The organism is Streptomyces sp. NPDC005402 (assembly GCF_040606575.1).
Classification (GTDB): Bacteria; Actinomycetota; Actinomycetes; order Streptomycetales; family Streptomycetaceae; genus Streptomyces.
The window spans coordinates 175355-194418 of the sequence record NZ_JBEXFB010000015.1 but is presented as its reverse complement, the minus strand read 5'-3'; the positions used below and the strand labels follow the sequence as shown (position 1 = coordinate 194418).

At 69.7% G+C, this 19064-nt stretch carries 20 protein-coding genes; 8 read left to right on the top strand and 12 right to left on the bottom strand.

Going from position 1 to position 19064, the window contains the following annotated elements:
- Window positions 1-5: 5 nt before the first annotated feature.
- The 4 genes from ABZT02_RS28000 to ABZT02_RS27985 form a co-directional block, all read right to left on the bottom strand.
- Window positions 6-533 (bottom strand): hypothetical protein, encoded by a 528-nt coding sequence (locus ABZT02_RS28000; RefSeq protein WP_356021979.1) that lies wholly within the window; start codon window positions 531-533, stop codon window positions 6-8.
- 98 nt (window positions 534-631) lie between these two features.
- Window positions 632-1411 (bottom strand): HAD-IIA family hydrolase, encoded by a 780-nt coding sequence (locus ABZT02_RS27995; protein ID WP_007382293.1) that lies wholly within the window; start codon window positions 1409-1411, stop codon window positions 632-634.
- 112 nt (window positions 1412-1523) lie between these two features.
- Window positions 1524-2324 (bottom strand): hypothetical protein, encoded by an 801-nt coding sequence (locus ABZT02_RS27990; protein ID WP_356021977.1) that lies wholly within the window; start codon window positions 2322-2324, stop codon window positions 1524-1526.
- An 83-nt stretch (window positions 2325-2407) separates the two neighbouring features.
- On the bottom strand, window positions 2408-3712 hold the full coding sequence (locus ABZT02_RS27985) for an ROK family transcriptional regulator (RefSeq protein WP_356021976.1): 1305 nt from the start codon (window positions 3710-3712) through the stop codon (window positions 2408-2410).
- Window positions 3713-3760: 48 nt separating this feature from the next.
- On the opposite strand from ABZT02_RS27985, the gene ABZT02_RS27980 reads away from it, so the two are divergent.
- From ABZT02_RS27980 to ABZT02_RS27970, 3 genes are read left to right on the top strand one after another with little or no spacing between them, the layout of a single operon-like run.
- Window positions 3761-4834, top strand: a complete 1074-nt coding sequence (locus ABZT02_RS27980; RefSeq protein ID WP_356021975.1) for a Gfo/Idh/MocA family oxidoreductase — start codon at window positions 3761-3763, stop codon at window positions 4832-4834.
- Window positions 4831-5340: a heme-degrading domain-containing protein gene (locus tag ABZT02_RS27975; RefSeq protein ID WP_356021974.1), complete on the top strand. Its 510-nt coding sequence runs from the start codon at window positions 4831-4833 to the stop codon at window positions 5338-5340. The genes ABZT02_RS27980 and ABZT02_RS27975 overlap by 4 nt, the downstream gene beginning before the upstream one ends.
- Before the next feature lie 44 nt (window positions 5341-5384).
- Window positions 5385-6242, top strand: coding sequence for an LLM class F420-dependent oxidoreductase (locus ABZT02_RS27970; RefSeq protein ID WP_356021973.1), 858 nt, complete (start codon window positions 5385-5387; stop codon window positions 6240-6242).
- A 124-nt stretch (window positions 6243-6366) separates the two neighbouring features.
- Here ABZT02_RS27970 and ABZT02_RS27965 read toward each other — a convergent pair whose 3' ends face one another.
- From ABZT02_RS27965 to ABZT02_RS27950, 4 genes are all read right to left on the bottom strand, one after another.
- The gene (locus tag ABZT02_RS27965; protein WP_356021971.1) at window positions 6367-7224 is read right to left on the bottom strand and encodes a fumarylacetoacetate hydrolase family protein; all 858 of its coding nucleotides are present in this window, start codon (window positions 7222-7224) and stop codon (window positions 6367-6369) included.
- A 116-nt stretch (window positions 7225-7340) separates the two neighbouring features.
- Window positions 7341-8054, bottom strand: a complete 714-nt coding sequence (locus tag ABZT02_RS27960; RefSeq protein ID WP_356021969.1) for a YidC/Oxa1 family membrane protein insertase — start codon at window positions 8052-8054, stop codon at window positions 7341-7343.
- 129 nt (window positions 8055-8183) lie between these two features.
- Window positions 8184-8495, bottom strand: coding sequence for a DUF6412 domain-containing protein (locus tag ABZT02_RS27955; protein WP_356021967.1), 312 nt, complete (start codon window positions 8493-8495; stop codon window positions 8184-8186).
- A 35-nt stretch (window positions 8496-8530) separates the two neighbouring features.
- Window positions 8531-9058 carry a helix-turn-helix domain-containing protein gene (locus tag ABZT02_RS27950; protein ID WP_356021965.1) on the bottom strand — a complete coding sequence of 176 codons (528 nt, stop codon included), beginning with the start codon at window positions 9056-9058 and terminating at the stop codon, window positions 8531-8533.
- A gap of 68 nt (window positions 9059-9126) precedes the next feature.
- On the opposite strand from ABZT02_RS27950, the gene ABZT02_RS27945 reads away from it, so the two are divergent.
- Window positions 9127-10518, top strand: a complete 1392-nt coding sequence (locus ABZT02_RS27945) for an MFS transporter (protein ID WP_356021963.1) — start codon at window positions 9127-9129, stop codon at window positions 10516-10518.
- 5 nt (window positions 10519-10523) lie between these two features.
- On the opposite strand, the gene ABZT02_RS27940 is transcribed toward ABZT02_RS27945, so the two are convergent.
- Window positions 10524-11312 carry a class E sortase gene (locus ABZT02_RS27940; RefSeq protein WP_356021961.1) on the bottom strand — a complete coding sequence of 263 codons (789 nt, stop codon included), beginning with the start codon at window positions 11310-11312 and terminating at the stop codon, window positions 10524-10526.
- A gap of 286 nt (window positions 11313-11598) precedes the next feature.
- On the opposite strand from ABZT02_RS27940, the gene ABZT02_RS27935 reads away from it, so the two are divergent.
- The gene (locus ABZT02_RS27935) at window positions 11599-13071 is read left to right on the top strand and encodes a beta-1,6-galactanase (protein ID WP_356021959.1); all 1473 of its coding nucleotides are present in this window, start codon (window positions 11599-11601) and stop codon (window positions 13069-13071) included.
- A gap of 85 nt (window positions 13072-13156) precedes the next feature.
- Entirely contained in the window at window positions 13157-14167 is a 1011-nt protein-coding gene (locus ABZT02_RS27930) for an SEC-C domain-containing protein (protein WP_356021957.1), read from the top strand.
- 62 nt (window positions 14168-14229) lie between these two features.
- Here the strand turns inward: ABZT02_RS27930 and ABZT02_RS27925 are convergent, their stop codons facing one another.
- Window positions 14230-14586, bottom strand: coding sequence for a hypothetical protein (locus tag ABZT02_RS27925; protein ID WP_356021955.1), 357 nt, complete (start codon window positions 14584-14586; stop codon window positions 14230-14232).
- 352 nt (window positions 14587-14938) lie between these two features.
- Window positions 14939-15418 (bottom strand): hypothetical protein, encoded by a 480-nt coding sequence (locus tag ABZT02_RS27920; protein ID WP_356021953.1) that lies wholly within the window; start codon window positions 15416-15418, stop codon window positions 14939-14941.
- A gap of 225 nt (window positions 15419-15643) precedes the next feature.
- On the opposite strand from ABZT02_RS27920, the gene ABZT02_RS27915 reads away from it, so the two are divergent.
- Together ABZT02_RS27915 and ABZT02_RS27910 are read left to right on the top strand one after the other, a co-directional pair.
- The gene (locus tag ABZT02_RS27915; RefSeq protein WP_356021951.1) at window positions 15644-16111 is read left to right on the top strand and encodes a very short patch repair endonuclease; all 468 of its coding nucleotides are present in this window, start codon (window positions 15644-15646) and stop codon (window positions 16109-16111) included.
- A 222-nt stretch (window positions 16112-16333) separates the two neighbouring features.
- Window positions 16334-18340 carry a DUF262 domain-containing protein gene (locus ABZT02_RS27910; RefSeq protein ID WP_356021949.1) on the top strand — a complete coding sequence of 669 codons (2007 nt, stop codon included), beginning with the start codon at window positions 16334-16336 and terminating at the stop codon, window positions 18338-18340.
- Here ABZT02_RS27910 and ABZT02_RS27905 read toward each other — a convergent pair.
- Window positions 18314-19006: a DUF3883 domain-containing protein gene (locus ABZT02_RS27905; RefSeq protein WP_356022105.1), complete on the bottom strand. Its 693-nt coding sequence runs from the start codon at window positions 19004-19006 to the stop codon at window positions 18314-18316. The genes ABZT02_RS27910 and ABZT02_RS27905 overlap by 27 nt on opposite strands.
- Window positions 19007-19064 lie beyond the last annotated feature (58 nt).

Below are 19064 nucleotides of genomic sequence, written 5' to 3'. Positions count from 1 at the left end.
GCCGCTCACTCCGCCCCGCGGCTCCGGCGGCTGCGGCGCAGCACCACGGCCACCGCCGCGACCCCGGCGAGCACCAGACCCGTCACCGCGTGCCCGGCGCCGGGTTCGATGACGTGGGGTTCCATGGCGGAGAGGTGGGTGGCGGTCCAGCCGCCGCCGGCGTCGACGGGGGCGACGGGGGACGCCGGGGCCGCGCCGCCCGTTGTCGCCGCGACGGTGATCCTGCCCTGCACCTCGATGTCGGCGCAGGTGATCTTCACGTCGTAGGGTCCTGGCTCGATCGAGGAGCGGACACGGGTCTCGCCGGCGAGGCTGCCGCCGGCCCCCGTCAGCCGGGCGTCCGCGACGAACGCGGCCGAGGCGGCGGTGGCCGTCTGCCCGGTGCAGCCGGTCACCCGCAGCGTGAGGTCGGCGCCGGCGGCGGTGGTCGACGGGGTCACCGAGACGCCGCGCCCGTCCGCCGCCTGCGCGGCGGGAGCGAAGGCGGCGACGGCCAGGACCGCGGTACAGAGAGTGAGACGTAGCGAACCCATCGTGAACCTCCAGATGTCTGGAGAGTCTCCCGGGGGCCCCGGGCCCGCATCCCGAGGGGGTGCCGCGTTGCTCCGTTCGGGTCAGTCCCGGACGGGTCTCAGATCCGGTCGACGAGGTCCGCGATCGAGTCCACGACCTTCGAGGGCCGGTACGGGAAGTCCTCGACCTGCTCGGGCCGGGTCAGGCCGGTGAGCACCAGGAAGGTCTGCATACCGGCCTCCATGCCGGCCAGGACGTCGGTGTCCATGCGGTCGCCGATCATCGCGCTGGTCTCGGAGTGCGCGCCGATGGTGTTGAGCCCGGTGCGCATCATGAGCGGGTTGGGCTTGCCCGCGAAGTACGGCTGCTTGCCGGTCGCCTTGGTGATCAGGGCGGCGACGGCGCCGGTGGCGGGCAGCGCGCCCTCTGCGGAGGGGCCGGTCTCGTCGGGGTTGGTGCAGATGAAACGGGCACCGTCGTTGATGAGCCGGACCGCCTTGGTCATGGCCTCGAAGGAGTAGGTGCGGGTCTCGCCGAGGACGACGTAGTCCGGCTCGTGGTCGGTGAGGATGTAGCCGATGTCGTGCAGGGCGGTGGTCAGACCCGCCTCGCCGATGACGTACGCCGTCCCCTCGGGCCGCTGGTCGTCCAGGAACTGCGCGGTGGCCAGGGCGGAGGTCCAGATGTTCTCGATCGGGACGTCCAGGCCCATGCGGCGCAGGCGGGCGTGCAGGTCGCGCGGGGTGTAGATGGAGTTGTTGGTCAGCACCAGGAAGGGCTTGCCGGACTCGCGGAGCTTCTTGAGGAAGGCGTCGGCGCCGGGGATCGGTACGCCCTCGTGGATGAGTACACCGTCCATGTCGGTGAGCCACGAATCGATGGGCTTGCGGTCTGCCATGTGCGGGATCTCCTGCCGTACGCGTGTACGCCGTGCTGCGTCGGCCCCAGCCTAGACAGTGGCCCGATCTTGGGGAATGGCCGACCGGGGCCAGGTACCGGAGGCTCTGGGGTCAGCGGCGACCGCGGGCCCGGACGATGGCGCCGGCCGTGACCAGGAGGAGGGCGGCGGTCCCTAGGACGGCGGCGGCCGCGGCGGGGCCGGTGCTGGCGAGTTCCTCGGCCGCATCCGTGAAGGGCAGGCCTTCCGGGGAGGGGGAGGGGGTGGGCGTGGAGGTGGGCGTGGAGGTGGAGGTGGGCGTGGAGGTGGAGGTGGAGGTGGGGGTGGCTTCGGACGGGGTGCCCGGAGCGGAGCCGATGCCGAAGCGGTAGTCGTTGGACTGCCCCACCCAGTCGCCGTCGTCGCCGTGCCGTTGGACGACGGCCGCGTTCACGGTCACCTCGTTCGGTACGGCGTCCGCGGCGACCGCGAGCCGCACCTTCACGGTGAGGGTCTTTCCGGAGCCGACGGTGAGCCCCGCGCCACCGAACGCCCCGACGAGTTCGTCCTGGTCGGTGCTCTCGAACCGGACGGCGCGGGTGCGGGGGCCGTCGTAGAACTCCAGGCGGGGCTGCGAGGGTTTCAGGGCGTGCCGCTGGTCGACGAGGACGACGACGGGGTGGATGCCGTCGCAGGTCTGCCGGGTCGTGTTGATCAGATCCAGGTACCAGGTCCTGAAGCCGCCACCGGCCTCGTACGTGGCGGGGCCGCCGTGGATGCGGGTGGTGAGGGGGAAGGTGCTGCCGGTGGGGGCGCAGGAGTGGCCGGCGGGGGCGGGAGCCGGGCGGGCTGCCGCGGGGGGCGCCGGAATCAGGGCGGCCGCCGCCGCGAGGCCGAGGAGGGCGGGCGTGGAACCGTATACATACCGTCGCATGAACACATGACCATGCCGGGCGGGCGCGGCCGACGGGGGATGCCGCTCCGTACGGCCCGGGAAGTCCCCTCGATCAGCGGACGTCAGGCGTCGGCCCGGCCGAAGAGCGGGGCCAGGACGAGTTGCGCCGCGCCCTCGGCGACCTCGTCGGCCGCGGGGCGGACCGGGACCGTCTCCTCGCCGGTGCGCCGGGCGCGTTCACCGAGGACGGCTTCGACCCCGCGCAGGAACGCGTCGGGGGCGGTGGCGACGGTACGGCCGCCCAGCAGGACCAGGTCGATGTCGAGCAGGGCGACGAGGTTGCCGGCCGCGATGCCGAGGACCCGTGCCGCTTCGGCGAGGTCGCTGCGGGCCACCGCCGCCAGGCACAGCGCCTCGACGCAGCCCCTGTCGCCACAGTCGCAGGGCGGCCCGTCGAGTTGGACGACCTGGTGTCCGAACTCGCCGGCCCCGGTCCGCGCACCCCGGTGCACGGTCCCGCCGATGACGAGTCCGGCGCCGAGGCCCGTACCGAGATGCAGGTACGCGAACGACCCGCGCTCCCCCGCGACCGCGAGCCCCAGCGCGGCCGCGTTGGTGTCCTTGTCGACCACGACGGGCACCCCGAGCCGCCGCGCGAGCGCGTCCCGCAGGGGGAAGCCGTCCCACTCGGGGAAGCCGGTGACGCGGTGCAGCACGCCCCGGGTGTGGTCGAGGGGCCCGGGGAGGGCGACGCCGAGACCGAGGAGGGAGGGGAGGGCGCCGAGGGCGGAAGGCGTATCACCAGGGGGCTGCAGAGCGCGGGCCGGTGGCGCAGCGGCACCCCTGGCGACGGGCCCGGGGGCCACCGCCCCGCGGCTGCCGACAGGGGAACCGGCCCCCGTCCCGCCTCTCTGCCGCGCGGCGCGCGGGAGCCCGTCGCCGCCGGCACCTGAACCGGCGTCCGATCCGGCACCCTGCGCCCCGCCCTCGCCCCGCGCCCCCCTCGCCAGCGCCTCGATCTCCCCCGCGACCGCCGACACGACAGCCTCCGCTCCCGCGCCCAGGTCCAGCGCGGCGTACCGCTCGCCCACCACCGTCCCGGCGAGATCCACCAGTACCGCCCGCAGCGCGTCCCGGTCCAGGTGGACGCCCACCGCGTGCCCCGCCCCGGGCACCAGCCGTAGGACGGTCCGCGGCTTGCCGCCTGTCGAGGCCCGGTGTCCCGCCTCCGCCGCGAGGCCCTCCTCCCGCAGCCGTCCGGTGATCTTGCTGACGGCCTGCGGGGTCAGCCCGGTCCGCTCGGCGAGTTCCAGTCGGCTGATGCCCCCGGCACCCGCACCCCGCAGCAGGTCGAGCACGAGCGCGGTGTTGCGGCTGCGCGGGGCCCGGAGGGCGGCGCCGGTGTTCGTCCTGTTCACGCCTGCCATTGTCCGCCACGCTTGCACTTTGGCAACACCGTTGCGAAAGTGGGAGGCATGACTGCTGCTGACCTCCGCGTGGGCCTCGTCGGCTACGGCCTCGCGGGCTCCGTCTTCCACGCCCCGCTGATCGCCGCCACCGAGGGCCTCACCCTCGACACGGTGGTGACCTCGAACCCCGAGCGGCAGGAACAGGCCCGCGCCGAGTTCCCGGACGTCCGTACGGTCGCGGGCGCCGACGAGCTGTTCGCCCGAGCCGCCGAACTGGACCTGATCGTCATCGCGTCCCCGAACAAGACGCACGTCCCGCTCGCCACCACCGCCCTGGAGGCGGGCCTGCCGGTCGTCGTCGACAAGCCGATCGCCGGCACGGCGGCCGAGGCGCGTGAGCTGGCCGCCCGCGCCGAGGACCGCGGCCTGCTCCTCTCCGTCTTCCAGAACCGCCGCTGGGACAACGACTTCCTGACCCTCCGACGCCTCCTCGACGAGGGCGAACTGGGCGATGTATGGCGCTTCGAGTCCCGTTTCGAGCGGTGGCGGCCGCAGCCCAAGGGCGGCTGGCGCGAGTCCGGCGACCCCGCAGAGATCGGAGGTCTCCTGTACGACCTCGGCAGCCATGTCGTCGACCAGGCCCTGACCCTCTTCGGGCCCGCCGCCTCCGTGTACGCCGAGGCGGACGTGCGCCGCGCGGGCGCCGAGATCGACGACGACACGTTCCTCGCGATCACGCACGCGAGCGGCGTCCGCTCCCACCTCTACGTCTCCGCCACCACCGCCCAACTCGGTCCTCGTTTCCGGGTGCTGGGCTCCAAGGCGGGCTATGTGAAGTACGGCCTGGACCCGCAGGAGGCGGCGCTGCGGGAGGGCGAGCGCCCCGGTACGGCGGCCGGCTGGGGCGAGGAGCCCGAGTCGCTGTGGGGCCGGCTCGGCTCGGGCGAGTCCCCCGTGACGGGTGGCGGCAGCCCCGTCCCCACCCTCCCCGGCGACTACCCGGCTTACTATGCGGCCGTGGCCAGGGCCCTTACCGGCGGCGGCACCAACCCGGTGACCGCGCTGGAGGCGGCCGCCGCCCTCGACGTACTGGAGGCGGCGCGCCGTTCGGCCCACGACGGAGTGGCGGTGCAGCTGTGACGCACAACACCGGGCTGACCCCGAAGTTCCAGCCGGAACTCACCCCGCCCCTGGAGGAGCTGGAGGCGCAGGAACGCCGCCTGGTCTTCCGGCAGTTCACGTACGAGGACGCGTGGGCGCTGGGCTCCCTGCTGGTGGACATGGCCAGGGAGCGGCAGGCGCCGGTGGCGGTCGACATCCGCCGCGGCGGCCAGCAGCTCTTCCACGCGGCCCTGCCGGGCTCCACCCCGGACAACGACGCCTGGATCGACCGCAAGCGCCGGGTCGTGGAGCGCTACGGCTCCGCCTCCTACCTGGTCGGCGCCCGCTTCCGCGCCAAGGGCAGCACCTTCGAGGAGTCCTCGCGTCTGGACCCGGACGAGTACGCGGCCCACGGCGGCTCCTTCCCGATCACGGTGGAGGGCGTGGGCGTAGTCGGCACGGTGACGGTCTCGGGGCTGCCCCAGCTCCAGGACCACCGCTTCGTCGTAGAGGCGCTGGAGGAGTTCCTGAGCAAGGCGCGGTAAAGGGGGCCGGAATGACACCGGGCTCCAGCTCGTTGGCACCTGCCATGAAGCAGAGCATCGGAAAGTACGGCATCTGGAACGGCGGCGGCCTGCGTGCGGAGGACCCGTCCCTGCGGGGCGAACGCGCCGAGGCCGCCGCCGAGTTGGAGGAACTCGGGTTCGGCGCGATCTGGCTGGGTGGCAGCAGCTCCGCAGCCAACGCGGCCCCGCTCCTCGATGCCACCTCGCGGATCGTCGTCGGCACCAGCATCCAGAGCATCTGGGACCACGAACCCGGGGCCGCCGCCGCGAGCTTCACCGACCTGAACGCCGCCCATGCCGGGCGCTTCACCCTGGGCCTGGGTGTCAGCCACGCCAAGCTCGCGGACCAGTACAAGCGGCCGTACTCGGCCCTGGTGGCCTACCTGGACGCCCTGGACGAGGCCGGAGTCCCGGCCGAGGGCCGCGTCCTGGCCGCGCTGGGCCCCAGGACCATCGGCCTGGCCCGGGGCCGCGCGGCCGGCTCGATCCCGTACCTGATCACCGCCGACCAGACGGCACAGTCCCGCGAGCTGCTGGGCGAGGAGCCCCTGTTGGCCCCGGAACTGAAGGTCGTCCTCGCATCCGACCCCGCGAAGGCCCGCTCCCTGGCCCGTGGATCCCTGGCCGTCTACCTGGGCCTGCCCAACTACACCAACAACTTCCTCCGCAACGGCTTCACGGAGGACGACCTGAAGGACGGCGGCAGCGACCGCCTGGTCGACGCGGTCTTCGCCTGGGGCACGGAAGAGAAGATCCGCGCCCGCATCGACGAGTTCATCGAGGCGGGCGCGGACCACGTGGCCCTGCAAGTCGTGGACGGAGGCCCGCGCTACGACCTCCCGAGGGAGGCCTGGCGCAGGCTCGCATCGCTACTTGGGTGAGGTGCGGCTTTCAAGGGGCGCGGGGCGGTGTCTGTCCGCGGCTACGGCCGGGCGGGCGCGACAAGCCGCAGGCTGCCCGCAGGCGCCGGACCACGCGCGGTCCCCGGTTCTCCCAGTGGAGCGTCTACGCATCCTTGAATTCCTGCCGCTGACGCCCGAGCCCCGAGATCTCCAGCTCCACCACATCCCCGGACCGCAGATACGGCTTGGGCTCGGGCTCCCCCATCGCGACCCCGGCCGGAGTACCCGTGTTGATCACGTCACCCGGGTACAGCGTCATGAACTGGCTGACGTACCGCACCACTTCACCGACGGAGAAGATCTGCTCGGCGGTGGTGCCGTCCTGCTTCAACTCGCCGTTGACCCACAGCTTCAGCGACAGGCTCTGCGGATCGGGAACCTCGTCAGCCGTCACCAGCCACGGCCCCAGGGGATTGAACGTCTCGCAGTTCTTCCCCTTGTCCCACGTCCCCCCGCGCTCGATCTGGAACTCCCGCTCGGACACGTCGTGCGCCACCGCGTACCCGGCGACATGGGCGAGCGCCTCCTCGGTGGACGACAGATACCGGGCCGTACGCCCCATCACGACCGCCAGCTCGACCTCCCAGTCGGTCTTCACCGACTTCCGGGGCACCAGGACCGTGTCGTAGGGCCCGACCACGGTGTCCGCGGCCTTGAAGAAGATCACCGGCTCGGCGGGCGGCTCGGCCCCCGTCTCGCGCGCGTGGTCGTGGTAGTTCAGGCCGATGCAGACGATCTTCCCGATCCGCGCGACCGGCGGTCCGACGCGGAGCCCCGTGGCGTCCAGCGCCGGCAGCTCCCCGGCCTCCGCGACCGCGCGGATGCGGCCGAGTGCGGCGTCGTCGGCGAGCAGCGTCCCGTCGATGTCGTCCACGACACCGGACAGGTCCCGCAGGACCCCGTCGGCGTCGAGCAGCGCGGGCGTCTCCGTTCCCGCCGTACCGACTCGCAGCAGCTTCATGATCACAATCTCCCTAGATCGCGGGGCGTCCGCCGACGGGTGCAGCCATCGGATGACTGGTCGATCCTCCAAGCTGGGCGTCCCGTCCGCAATACCCGGTTCACGGACTGGACCGGTCAGCGGTAGAGGGCGGCCCTCTCCAGCGCGGCCCACGTCGAACTGGTCACCACATACAGCGCGGCCGCCAAGGGCACCACCGCCACGGTGAAGAGCGTGAAGAAGGACATGAAGGGCATGGCCTTGCTCATCACGCCCGCGCCGGGCACCGGCTGCCCGTCGGTCACCGGCATGACCGGGTTCGCGGCCATCATCCGCTTCGTGCGGCGGTAGTTGAAGGTCGCCACCACGACCACGAACGCGAACAGGGAGACGTACACGAGCCCCGCTCCCCCGAACACCCCGCCGTCCCCGAGGGCGTCCGCCCAGCGTCCGCCGAGCGGCGCGGCGAACAGCTCGTGGCTGAGCAGTTCGTTCGCCTTCCCGCCGATCGTGGTGTTGGAGAAGAGGTGGTACAGCAGGAAGAACGCGGGCAGCTGGAACAGCCCGGGCAGACAGCCGGACAGCGGTGAGACCTTCTCCTCCGCGTGCAGCGCCATCACGGCCTTCTGGAGCTTCTCGGGGTCGTCCTTGTGCTTCTTCCGCAGCTCGGCGATCTTCGGCTGGAGCTTGGTGCGGGCCTTCTGGCCGCGGGCGGCGGCGCGGGACAGGGGGTGCACGAGCAGTCGTACGAACGCGGTGAACAGGACGATCGCGGCGGCGGCCGCGGTGGCGCCGAAGAGGGGGTGGAGCAGGTCGGCGAGTTGCTGGACCAGATCAGCGAAGACGGACATGGGTTGAGCCCTCCGGGGGTCTCGTCGTGCCGGGAGTGGTGCGAGGCGGCATGACGACCCGCGCGGGGTGTCCTCACAGATCCCTGCAGGTCCTCACAGGTCCTTGCAGGTCCTTACGGAGTGAAACCCCTACGCGGCGGTCGCCGGGAGGGCGTGACCGGGGGCGCGGGGGCGGGGGCGGCCCTTGGCGTCGGGGTCGCGTTGCGGGAGGAAGGCCGTGCGGCGCGCGCGGTCGCGGATGGCCGTACGGACCCGGGTGGGCGGTACGGCGGGCGCGCAGCGCGAGGCGATCAGCGAGCAGGCGGCGAACGCGGAGCCGGCCGCGGCGGTCGCGGCGAGCGCGACGGCGGCGGAGAGGCTGCTGGTGTCCAGCAGGACGACGTCGAGGACGAGGAGCACGAAAACGGCGGCGGGGCGCACGGTCGTCCAGTTGCGGATCACGGCGCTCCCCCTCCTCGTAGTCGTTCCTCCCCCGGTTATACCTGATCGACCGCGACGGGCTGCAAGAGCCTCTTCGGCCTGAGCAGGGCGCGGCTGACCGGATCCGCCGGGTCCGGGTCGAGTCCGGGGCCCGGCAGCATCAGCACCTCGTCGACCGGTACGACGGTCGCGCAGGCGGGGCATTCGCCGTAGGAGCCGAGTTCGGTGCCGCACTCGGCGTGCTGGAAGAGGCGCAGCGCGCTCTCGCCGCGATGCTCGCGGCCCCAGCGGCCGAGGGCGCGCAGGATGGGCCACAGCGCGAGGGCGCGGTCGGTGGTGACGTACTCCTCGCGCGGCGGGGACTCCTGGTACCGGCGCTTCTCGAGAATCCCCTCCTCGGTGAGCATCTGGAGGCGGGCGGCGAGGACCGCGCGCGGGATGCCGAGGTGAACGAGGAAGTCGTTGTAGCGCCGGACGCCGTAGAGGGCGTCGCGGACGACGAGCAGGGTCCAGCGCTCGCCGACGATCTCCAGCGCGCGGGCGATCGAACATTCCTGTGTCGCGTAGTCCTTGCCCAGTGCCATGCCGCCCACTGTAACCATTTTCCTGCCATGGGTTCAATGACCGAACTCACTCTGCTACGGTTTTCGCCATGGCTAGGTTCAATGAACGAACTCTCACTGAGGTGAAGGTCTCCGAGACCCTCGAGGCGTCTCCCGCGCACCCCACCGCCACGCTCACCCTGACCAGCGCCGCCACCGCCGTTGCCCTCATGACGTACACCGCGCCGATGGTCACGCTCCCCGACGTCGCCACCGACCTGCACACCCCGCTGTCCGCCCAGGCCTGGCTCCTGAACGGCACCCCGCTCGGCCTCGCCGCCCTCCTCCTGGTCGCCGGCAGCCTCGCCGACGACTACGGCCGCCGCCGGATCTTCGTCGCGGGCACCCTGGCCCTCGGCCTCACCACGGCCCTCGGCGCGCTGACCTCCTCCACCTGGCTGTTCACGCTGGCCAGGATCGCCCAGGGCGCGGCCAGCGCTGCGCTCCTCGCGAGCAGCCTGGGTCTGATCGTCCACGCGTTCCCCTCACCCAGGGGCCGCCTGCACGCGACCGGCGTGTGGGGCGCGTTCGTGAGCGGCGGCATCGCGGTCGGCCCCCTGCTGAGCGGCGCGATGCCGAACTGGAGAGTGTCGTACGGCGTTCTCGGCGCCGCCGCCGTGCTCGTGGCCGTCCTGTCCGCACGGCTCCTGTCGGAGTCCCGGGCCCCGCGCGGCGGCCGCCCCGACCTCGCCGGGGCCGTGACCTTCGGGCTCGCCCTGGTCGCTCTGGTGGCGGCGCTGACCCTGGGCCGGGACGGCTGGCTGCGGGCCCCTGTCGCGCTGCTGCTACTGGCGTTCGTGGTCCTGCTCGCCCTGTTCACGGCAGTGGAGCGCCGCTCGGCCACCCCGATGATCGACCTGGAGCTGCTGCGTCACCGCCGTTTCCTCGCGTCCTCCTCCAGCGGCCTGTTCACGGGTCTCGCGGTGATCGGCCTGTTCAGCTTCCTGCCGGCCCTGCTCCAGCAGACGGTCGACCTGTCCGCGATGGCCACGGCCTGGCTCTTCCTCCTCTGGTCCGGCCTGTCCTTCGCGGTGGCCCTCCAGGTCCGGCGCCTGGCGGGCCGGGTGCCGCCGCGCTGGCAGCTCGCGATCGGCTTCCTGCTGCACGCGGCGGGCGTGCTGACCATGCTGGGCTCGCTGGAAGCGGGTTCCTGGGTACGGCTGTTGCCGGGCCTGGTGATCGCCGGCGTCGGCAGCGGCCTGCTGAACGCGGCGCTCCCGCTGCTCGCCGTGGAGTCCGTGCCGGCCGCCCGCGCGGCGATGGGCTCGGGTGCCCAGCAGACCTTCCGTTACATCGGTTCCTGCGCCGGAGTCGCCCTGACGATCGCGATCGCCACCTCCTCCGGCGGCGGCCTCGCCCACGGCGCGGACATCGCGATGCTGGTGTCGGCGGGACTGGCGCTGGTGGCGGCCGCGAGCGTGCTGGGACTGCGGGAGCAGTGACGCCGTCAACGCGGCCGCATGGACACGAGCTTGCCCCACACCACCAGCCGGTACCGGGACGTGTACTCCGGGGTGCACGTGGTGAGGGTCAGGTAGTAACCGGGCGCGGTGTAGCCGTGGGCGGGGTGGACGGTGGAGCGCGGGATCGGGCGGATCACCCCCGAGTCGCGGGCCGAGGTCTGGCGCAGCGTCCTGTCCACGGCGTACGTGTAGACCGCGCTGCTCGTCTCCACCCGGACGGTGTCCCCGGCCACCAGCCGGTTGACGTACCGGAAGGGCTCGCCGTGGGTGTTGCGGTGCCCGGCGACCGCGAAGTTCCCGGCGCGGCCCGGCTGCCCGGTGCCGGGGTAGTGGCCGACGTACCCCTTGTTGAGGACGCTCCGCTTGCCGACGCCCTCGGCGACGGGGACGCGGAGGTGGAGCCGGGGGATGCTGAGGACGGCGTACGCCTGGGACGGGTCCGGCGTCGGGACGGTGTCCCGGGCGGTGGCGGGGGCGTCCCGCTCGGCCGGAGACTCCGGGGACTCCGGAGGTCTCGGCGCGGCGGACGGGGACCCGGAGTCGGCGGCCGTACCGGAGTCGGCTCCCCCGCCCTGTCCCCACTCGCGCTCCAGCGCCTCGACCCTGCGCTGAGCACCCTGCCTGGCCTCCCGGTTGGTCCACCACAGCTGGTGCACGACGAGCAGCAGCAGGACGACGCCCACGGTGACCAGCAGTTCGCCGCCGGTCCACACCGCGCGGCGGCGACGCTCGCGCCGACGCCGGACTCCGTGGTGCATGATCCGCTGCCGCATGTCTCGCGCCTCCTCGGACGGGGCCGCCCGCACGATAAGGGGCAGGCGCACAAGTCACCAGGCCGAGGACCTCGCAGAGCCGGAGCGACCGTGGACGCGTCCGATATACCGAACTTCCTCCACCGGTTTTAAGAAGGGCTGTCAGAACTCTCGACAACCCCACTGGCCACACCCGATGCTTCGTCGTGGCATGAACGGGGCAGGCCACGACGCGGGGCAGAAGACCACGTCGATCCATCGAAGTGTCGACCCATCGGAGTGTCGACCATCGGAGTTCGGAGTAGCCATGATCCGACGCAGAACGCTGCTGACAGCCGCAGGAGGCACCCTCCTCGGCAGCGCGCTGGCCACCGGTACCGCCCGTGCGGACGCCACGATCGCCGTCAGCCCGGGCACCTCGTACGGCACCTGGGAGGGCTGGGGCACCTCCCTGGCCTGGTGGGCGAACGTGTTCGGCGCCCGGGACGACTTCGCCGACATCTTCTTCACCACCAAGTCGACCTCCTACAACGGCACTTCGCTCCCCGGCCTCGGCCTCAACATCGCCCGCTACAACCTGGGCGCGTGCAGCTGGAACACCGTGAGCGGCTCGTCGATGGTCGCCTCGCCGAACATCCCCGCCTTCAAGCAGATCGAGGGCTACTGGCAGGACTGGAACAACGAGGACCCGACGTCCTCGGCATGGGACTGGACGGCGGACGCGAACCAGCGGGCCATGCTGGTGAAGGCGACGGCGCGGGGCGCGACCTCGGAGCTCTTCGCGAACTCCCCGATGTGGTGGATGTGCAGCAACCACAACCCCTCCGGCGCCTCGGGCGGCGGCAACAACCTCCAGACCTGGAACTACCGCCAGCACGCCTCCCACCTCGCCGCGACCGCCCTGTACGCCAAGAACAACTGGGGCGTGAACTTCGCGACGGTCGACGCCTTCAACGAGCCCTCCTCGTCCTGGTGGACGGCGACCGGCACGCAGGAGGGCTGCCACATGGACGCGACGGTACAGTCGGCCGTATTGCCGTACCTGCGCAGCGAGTTGAACAACCGCGGCCTGACCGGCGTGAAGATCTCGGCCTCCGACGAGACGAGCTACGACCTCGCCCGCACCACCTGGAACTCCTTCAGCTCCACGACGAAGGGGTACGTGAACCGGGTCAACGTCCACGGCTACCAGGGCTCGAACGGCCGCCGGGACCTCCTCTACACGGACGTGGTGACCACGGCCGGCAAGGCCCTGTGGAACTCCGAGACCGGCGACGGCGACGGCACCGGCTACACCACGGCCTTCAACCTCCTCTACGACTTCCGCTGGCTGCACCCCACGGCCTGGGTCTACTGGCAGGTCATGGACCCGACGGCGGGCTGGGGAGTGATCAAGTACGACGAGAGCACCCTTCAGGCCGGCGCGATCGAGACGAAGTACTACGTGCTGGCCCAGTTCAGCCGTCACATCCGCCCCGGCATGAAGATCATCGACACGGGTGTGAGCAACGCGGTCGCGGCCTACGACTCCTCGGCCAAGCGCCTTGTCATCGTGGCCCTGAACACCTCGACCTCGGCCCAGACCCTGACCTTCGACCTGTCCCGCTTCACGACGGTCACGGGCGGCTCCGGCGGCCTGGTCCCACGCTGGAACACGGTGACGACGGGCGGCGACAAGTACGCGTCGTACTCCAACACCTTCCTGAGCGGGAAGTCGGTGGCCGTGCCGTTCGCGGCGAAGGCGGTGCAGACGCTGCAGATCGACGGCGTGACGATCTGAGGCGTGGGTGCGGGCCGGGGCCCTGTGCGGCCCCTGGCCTGCACCTCTCTCTTCTTTGCCACTGATCGGCAGTACGGTGTCACCCATGCGCCCCGACACGCCTGCCGAGAACGTCGACCACAACGCCGAAGCGGCGCGCCTGGAGCGGACCGCCGACCGGTATCCCGAGGACGCCGAAGCCCTGCTCCTGCAGGCCGCGGCCCATCTGGAACTGGCCGGCGACCGCCCCGCCGCGTCCTCCCTCTACGACCGGTTGCTGTCCTCGTCCCAGGGTTTGGAGAACCCCCATCTGGTACGGGCCCTCAAGGCCGCGAACCTCTGGGAGTACGGCCATGAGGCCGAGGCCCGCGCGATCATCGAGGGCGTCCGCATGGCATCCCCCCGGGACCCGGCCCCGTGGGTGATCGTCGCGGAGGCCCTGGAGTCCCACGACGAGCTGGAGCAGGCGCAGGAGACGTTCACGCAGGGAGCGAAGGTGCTCCTGACGGACGTACCAGAGCCCCCGTACTCCACCCACCCTCTGTTGTTCGGCCGCCACCGCGTCCGCCGCATGCTGGGGCTGGCCCACGACGACTGGGACGTCCTGGCGGACTTCGTCAACTCCTCCCCGGTCTCCCTGGACGAGCTGCACGACCCGAAGCGCGTCTGGTCCCTCGGCTCGGAGAACCCGGCGGAACTGGAGGCGGAGATTTCCCGCCTGCGCGCCGAACTCGGCACGTTCCGGGAGGCGTTGTCCCGCCCCTTCCCGGTGGCGGTCCTGCACTGGCCCGCTTCCGAACTGACGGAACTGGTGAGCGCGTACCCTTCGTTGTCCTCGGAATACCCCTCCCACGAGGAGCACCTGGCGACGATAGAGGCCTCCCTGCGCGAACTGTCCGCCTCCGGCACGGCGAACCTCGGCATCGTGACGGGCACGGTCCCGTCGTACGAGGCCTTCGCGGCGTCGGAGGGCATGTCCCCGGCGGAGACCGCGCTGCTCCCCCAGTACGCGACGACCCTGGCGGCCCGAGGCCGCGCGGTGGAGTGGCCGCCACAGCGGGGGACGGCTTGCTGGTGCGGGTCGGGACGGGTTTATGGGGAGTGCCACGGGGAGTGAGCGAACGCCCGGCGGGGCGGGTCCGAGGCACTGCTGGTCGGCGCCGGGGGCCTGCCCCTCTCCTATAGATCTGCGACCGGGCTGCCCGGCAGGTACGGCGACTCCCCCGTCACCAGCCAGTACTGAAGATCCAGCAACCTCGCGACAGCCGCCTTGTAGTAAGTCGGCGGTTCAGGCCTGGGAAACTGCGGATGATCCGTCTGGCTCGGGAGCCAGTCGGCACACATCCAGAACCCTTCCACCAGCCACCGCGGCAAGTCCTGCTGCCCACGCTCCTCGAACGCCTCACACACACCCCGCATCGCCCGCTCCAGCCGGGAAAAGGCCCCCTTGTCCCACCGGTGATCCCTAATCAAGATCACCATGAACGCGTCCTCGTCCCCCGAGAACTCCTGCCGCAACACAGCGAGATCATCCACTGGGCCATCATGCCGAGGCCCACTGACAATCCACCCGTGGGCGGAAAGCCGCAGAACCAACCCGGCGTGCATGCGAGACGCGATTGCGTACTCCCCGACCCCGGCCCACCTGGCAGCCGACCCCGCTCCCAACCCACCTGGGCCACCCGTTTCCCCGGGCCGCCCGCTCGCTTCTCCGCCGTGCCGGAGCGGACTGGGTCAAGGGTCGGCCGCAGGCCGATCGTCGCATGCGACACGACCTCAGGGAGCGCCCTTGAGGCGGTCCGCGGAGGCACGACACTGACCAAGAAGCGGGCGGCCCGACGGCACCTACGAAGTGAGCGGTGCCGCTGTACGGTTCGACGCCGCTGGATCAGCCGCACCGGATGTCCGGGGTGCTGAGGGTGTACTTCACCCCGCCCCGGACCAGCGAGCCGCTCAGGTGGATGCACTCATTGGTCGCGTCGAACCAGGTGTAGAGCGGCCCGGCGTAGTAGTGGTAGTTCGCCGGGTGCTCCTGCGGCGGGTCGGCGGTGTAGTCACCGCTCTCGTCGTGGAGGTACAGCGTGATGTTGGACGCCAGACCGTCGTAGGGGCTGGAGAAGAACTTCGCACAGTTCCGCTTGGTCGAGGAGTTCCAGTAGGTGCGCGCGTAGCCTCCCCCGCTGCTCCCTGAAGGGCTCTTCGCCCAGTAGTTCTTGCCGTCCCAGCTCCCGCTGCACTCAACGGCCGTGGGAGCCGCGGCAGTTGCCGACCCGGCCGGTGCCGCCTGCGCGGTCGGGGCGGCCACCAGACCGAGCATCAGCCCCATGACGCCGAGGCCCAGCAGCTGTGTTCTCCGTAAACGCTTCATCTGCAACTCCTATGGTGAGATGTCGCTGATCCGGCACATGACAGGTCGCACACGAAATGCTCTGCTTGTCACAGAGTCGACACCCGGCTTTTCACGAAATCTCCGCCTGCCTACGTCGGCGGACCGGCTCGACCAGGCGGGGCCCCATCTCATCCCTAGCAGTGGCTTGAGCCTCCATGCAGGGCCCATCTCCCGCCGCTTCCCACCAGTACTACGCTCAGCGATGTGCCCGAAGATCTCGAATGGAAAGCGCCAGAGGGCTCCTGGGCTTCCTCCGCGGCCCGGCGCCGCAACATGCAGGCGATCCGCAGCCGTGACACAAAGCCCGAAAAGCTGATCCGGCGACTAGTGCACGCACAGGGGCTGCGATACCGCGTCGCCGCGCGTCCCCTGCCAGACCTACGCCGAACTGCCGACATGGTGTTCCGGCCTGTCAAGGTAGCGGTCTTCATTGACGGCTGCTACTGGCATGGCTGCCCCCAGCACTACGTTCCGCCGAAGACAAATCCCGGCTACTGGTCAGAGAAGGTGCTGCGCAACATGGAGCGCGACCGCGACACCGATGAGCGGCTCAGGGAGGCAGGATGGCTAGTCCTTCGCTTTTGGGAACACGAGCCCGCAGAGGTTTGCTCACTCACGGTCTGCCAAGCCGTTTCCGCCAGAAGAGCGGAGCGAGGTGAACACTCACATTGAGCAGCCGTTCCATCCGGACCAGCAGCCGAGGGTAACTGGCGTTTCCCACGGCAGCGGAAGAGTCCAGGCCACAGGCCCTTCCCGCTCCCTCTACGCTGTTCTCCAGCGAGTACAGGCGTACGTGGCTTCTGCGGCGGGGAGGCTGTCCAACTGAACTCGCATCGAGGCAGAGGGCGGGTGCTGGCTGTTCAGCCGCCACCGCATAGAACGCTGGGGGGCACAGTGGCGGTCGAGCGCACAAACCGCGACGTCCGGACACTCATCACGCAGATCGCGGCTGGGGAGATCATGCTCCCGGAGATCCAGCGTGGATACGTGTGGAAGGCATCGCAGGTCGCCAGGCTCATAGAGTCGCTGTATCGCGGATACCCAGCCGGCTCCCTCCTCTTCTGGAAAACCGGCCAGCTAGCAGAGACCCGGCAGGCAGCGATCGGCGCGCCTCAAGCCGTACCAAACACCATGCCTCTGTATCTACTGGACGGCCAGCAGCGACTCACCTCTCTGTTTCGGGTCCTGACCGACCACCCGGACGCCCAGGTCGTGTTCAACATCGAAACAGAGGCCTTCCAAAACCAGAGTGCCGCTACACGGCGCAACCGGAAGTGGATCAAGGTCTACGACGTCGTCGGCCCTGACGCCGACATGTTCGCGATCCATGGCGAGCTGAAAGGTGCTGGACTTGCTATCCCCGAGTCTGAGATCGGACGCCGCCTGAGCGCACTGCAGAAAATCACCCAGCGGGACTTCCACATGGAAGTGCTGCACGAGTTCGGATATGAGGAAGTAGCGGACATCTTCGTCCGCGTGAACAGCGGCGGACGAGCGCTCAAGACCACTGACCTCGCACTCGCGACACTCTCGGCACGCACACCAGGCTTCCTGGGCCAGTTGGAAGCGGAATCTGCTCACTGGGCTGAGCACGGGTACGGGGCTCTCGACGTCAACTTCCTGATCAAGGCTCTGACGTTGAGCCTGTCGACGACGGGCACGCGACTCGCTTCCGTAGCGAAGCTGACTGCCGCTAGCAGAGAAATGGTCGAATCAGGGTGGGACAAGGTCCAGCGAGGGCTTGCCCATGTCGTCCCTCTCCTCGCGGAGAGGCTCCTCATCCCGACAACAGCCCTGGTTCCGTCTCTTGCTGCGCTCCATCCACTGATCCTCTACTACGGCCGACAGCCCCGAGACTCCAAGGTCACCAAGGAGGTCGAGAGTGGACTTCTGTACTGGTTCTTGGCTGCCACAGCTCGCAACCGGTACGGCGGCTCTACGGACACCACACTGACACAGGACATCAGGATGCTCGACGCGGAAGATCCTGTAGCAGCGTTGCTCGCCAACCTGGGAATCCGCGATCGTCGCCTCTCGGTAACTGCTGGCGATCTGTCCGGCCGCAACCATCAGAGCCCATATCTGATGTTCTGTTACCTGGCCGCCGCCCATGCAGGGGCGACGGATTGGTGGGACGGCGGACCCATCTCGGAGGGTGTCGAAAAATCTGGCAAGCCGCAGTACAGCCTCATACATCCGGCGACGAAACTGCGTACCCATGGCAATAAGTACTCATCCGCGGAAATCAACGAACTCGCGAACATCGTGTTCGTCTCTGAGCAGACGTCGAAGAACATCATCGGCAGCCGTTCTCCAGCTGCCTACATGCAGAGTGTGGGGCCCAGCGACCGCGCCGCGCACGCGATCCCGAACGACCCTGCTGTTCTGGAATCCGAGGGATACCGTGACTTCCTGGCCGCTCGCCGGATGCTGCTAGCAGAGCGGATCACGACACTACTCGACCAGTTCCGTCCGAGTTTCCTGACCGAAGATGGCACAGCAGCCGAGAGCGCTGCATCGCAGTCGCTCGTGCTCGCCGGGTACACCGGAGCCGGCCGAAGCGTACTGGCGGCAGAGGCGGAACTTAACGGACAGAGTTGGGTCGGGTGGATTAACCCAGCGGAGTTCGAAGCAGCTCTCGACGCTGCCGCCACTGGTCTCGCCAGTGATGTCCTCGTCGGCGAAGAACCAGCCCCGTTGCGCATTGACGATGAGGGCAGCATGACTCTCGGCCTCGGACCATTCATCATCCGGGGCTCGCTCGATCAATGGCGTACCGCTGTTAAGGATGCATTTGAGGATGCACGGCCCCTGGCGCACTGCCCCGAGCCCAACGACGATCAATGGCCCGCCGAACCTGAGGAGTTCCTCCTCTCAGACGCAGGAGTCCAGACCGCCTGAGATCCTCGCATTAGCAGATCCGCCTGGCTGCTCTTCCCCGTAAGCCCCAGACTCACCCCTGAGCAGCTGAGAGGCGGTGTCGGCGAGTATCGGCGCGAGACTCGGAATACCCGGCACGGGTACCTCCGGGGGTATATCGAGCCGACATGACTCCCAACGACCCCGTACCGTACGGTCGGAGGGGACGTGACCCGCAATCCACTCCTTTGGAACTGCGGCTACCGCCGTGAGCTTTAGTTCAGGGGTGAGGCGGACTGTCACGAGTTCCCAAGCCGGATCACGCAGCATGGTTTCGTATTCATTGCGTGAAATATAAATGGTGAGTCGGCCCCTACGAACCGTGGTCTTCACCTCCAAATGAGCAGAATGCAGGTGGGCATCGACAAAAATATCGTAGCCATAACCATCCGACCACGCCGCGACGTGCTCGACGCGGCCCTCAGCTGATTCGGAGAGCAGCTCAAGGAGCGCAAGTTCACCAGCTGAGCCGATCCGGGAACGCTCTTCGGTGTTGACTTTTCCCCATAGGGCATTTACCTGTGCATAAGCTTCGTCATCGGTAAGGCCTAGGGTCTCTGCTGCGCGGAGGGCATCCTCAGGAAGTTCGTCCGGCCTGCGAACGAGAAGATCAGCATCCTGAAACCAGGGAACTCCGCTATGAGCCATGGCAGTGTCAAAGACCCTGTAGTGCACGGGTACCCCGCTGTGGGGCCCCTCAAGGAGC

What these genes read in the sequence shown, in the direction of transcription:
- ABZT02_RS28000 (WP_356021979.1), bottom strand. Translation starts at nt 533, where the DNA reads ATGGGTTCGCTACGTCTCACTCTCTGTACCGCGGTCCTGGCCGTCGCC.
- ABZT02_RS27995 (WP_007382293.1), bottom strand. Translation starts at nt 1,411, where the DNA reads ATGGCAGACCGCAAGCCCATCGATTCGTGGCTCACCGACATGGACGGT.
- ABZT02_RS27990 (WP_356021977.1), bottom strand. Translation starts at nt 2,324, where the DNA reads ATGCGACGGTATGTATACGGTTCCACGCCCGCCCTCCTCGGCCTCGCG.
- ABZT02_RS27985 (WP_356021976.1), bottom strand. Translation starts at nt 3,712, where the DNA reads ATGGCAGGCGTGAACAGGACGAACACCGGCGCCGCCCTCCGGGCCCCG.
- ABZT02_RS27980 (WP_356021975.1), top strand. Translation starts at nt 3,761, where the DNA reads ATGACTGCTGCTGACCTCCGCGTGGGCCTCGTCGGCTACGGCCTCGCG.
- ABZT02_RS27970 (WP_356021973.1), top strand. Translation starts at nt 5,385, where the DNA reads ATGAAGCAGAGCATCGGAAAGTACGGCATCTGGAACGGCGGCGGCCTG.
- ABZT02_RS27965 (WP_356021971.1), bottom strand. Translation starts at nt 7,224, where the DNA reads ATGAAGCTGCTGCGAGTCGGTACGGCGGGAACGGAGACGCCCGCGCTG.
- ABZT02_RS27960 (WP_356021969.1), bottom strand. Translation starts at nt 8,054, where the DNA reads ATGTCCGTCTTCGCTGATCTGGTCCAGCAACTCGCCGACCTGCTCCAC.
- ABZT02_RS27950 (WP_356021965.1), bottom strand. Translation starts at nt 9,058, where the DNA reads ATGGCACTGGGCAAGGACTACGCGACACAGGAATGTTCGATCGCCCGC.
- ABZT02_RS27945 (WP_356021963.1), top strand. Translation starts at nt 9,127, where the DNA reads ATGGCTAGGTTCAATGAACGAACTCTCACTGAGGTGAAGGTCTCCGAG.
- ABZT02_RS27940 (WP_356021961.1), bottom strand. Translation starts at nt 11,312, where the DNA reads ATGCGGCAGCGGATCATGCACCACGGAGTCCGGCGTCGGCGCGAGCGT.
- ABZT02_RS27935 (WP_356021959.1), top strand. Translation starts at nt 11,599, where the DNA reads ATGATCCGACGCAGAACGCTGCTGACAGCCGCAGGAGGCACCCTCCTC.
- ABZT02_RS27930 (WP_356021957.1), top strand. Translation starts at nt 13,157, where the DNA reads ATGCGCCCCGACACGCCTGCCGAGAACGTCGACCACAACGCCGAAGCG.
- ABZT02_RS27920 (WP_356021953.1), bottom strand. Translation starts at nt 15,418, where the DNA reads ATGAAGCGTTTACGGAGAACACAGCTGCTGGGCCTCGGCGTCATGGGG.
- ABZT02_RS27905 (WP_356022105.1), bottom strand. Translation starts at nt 19,006, where the DNA reads ATGGCTCATAGCGGAGTTCCCTGGTTTCAGGATGCTGATCTTCTCGTT.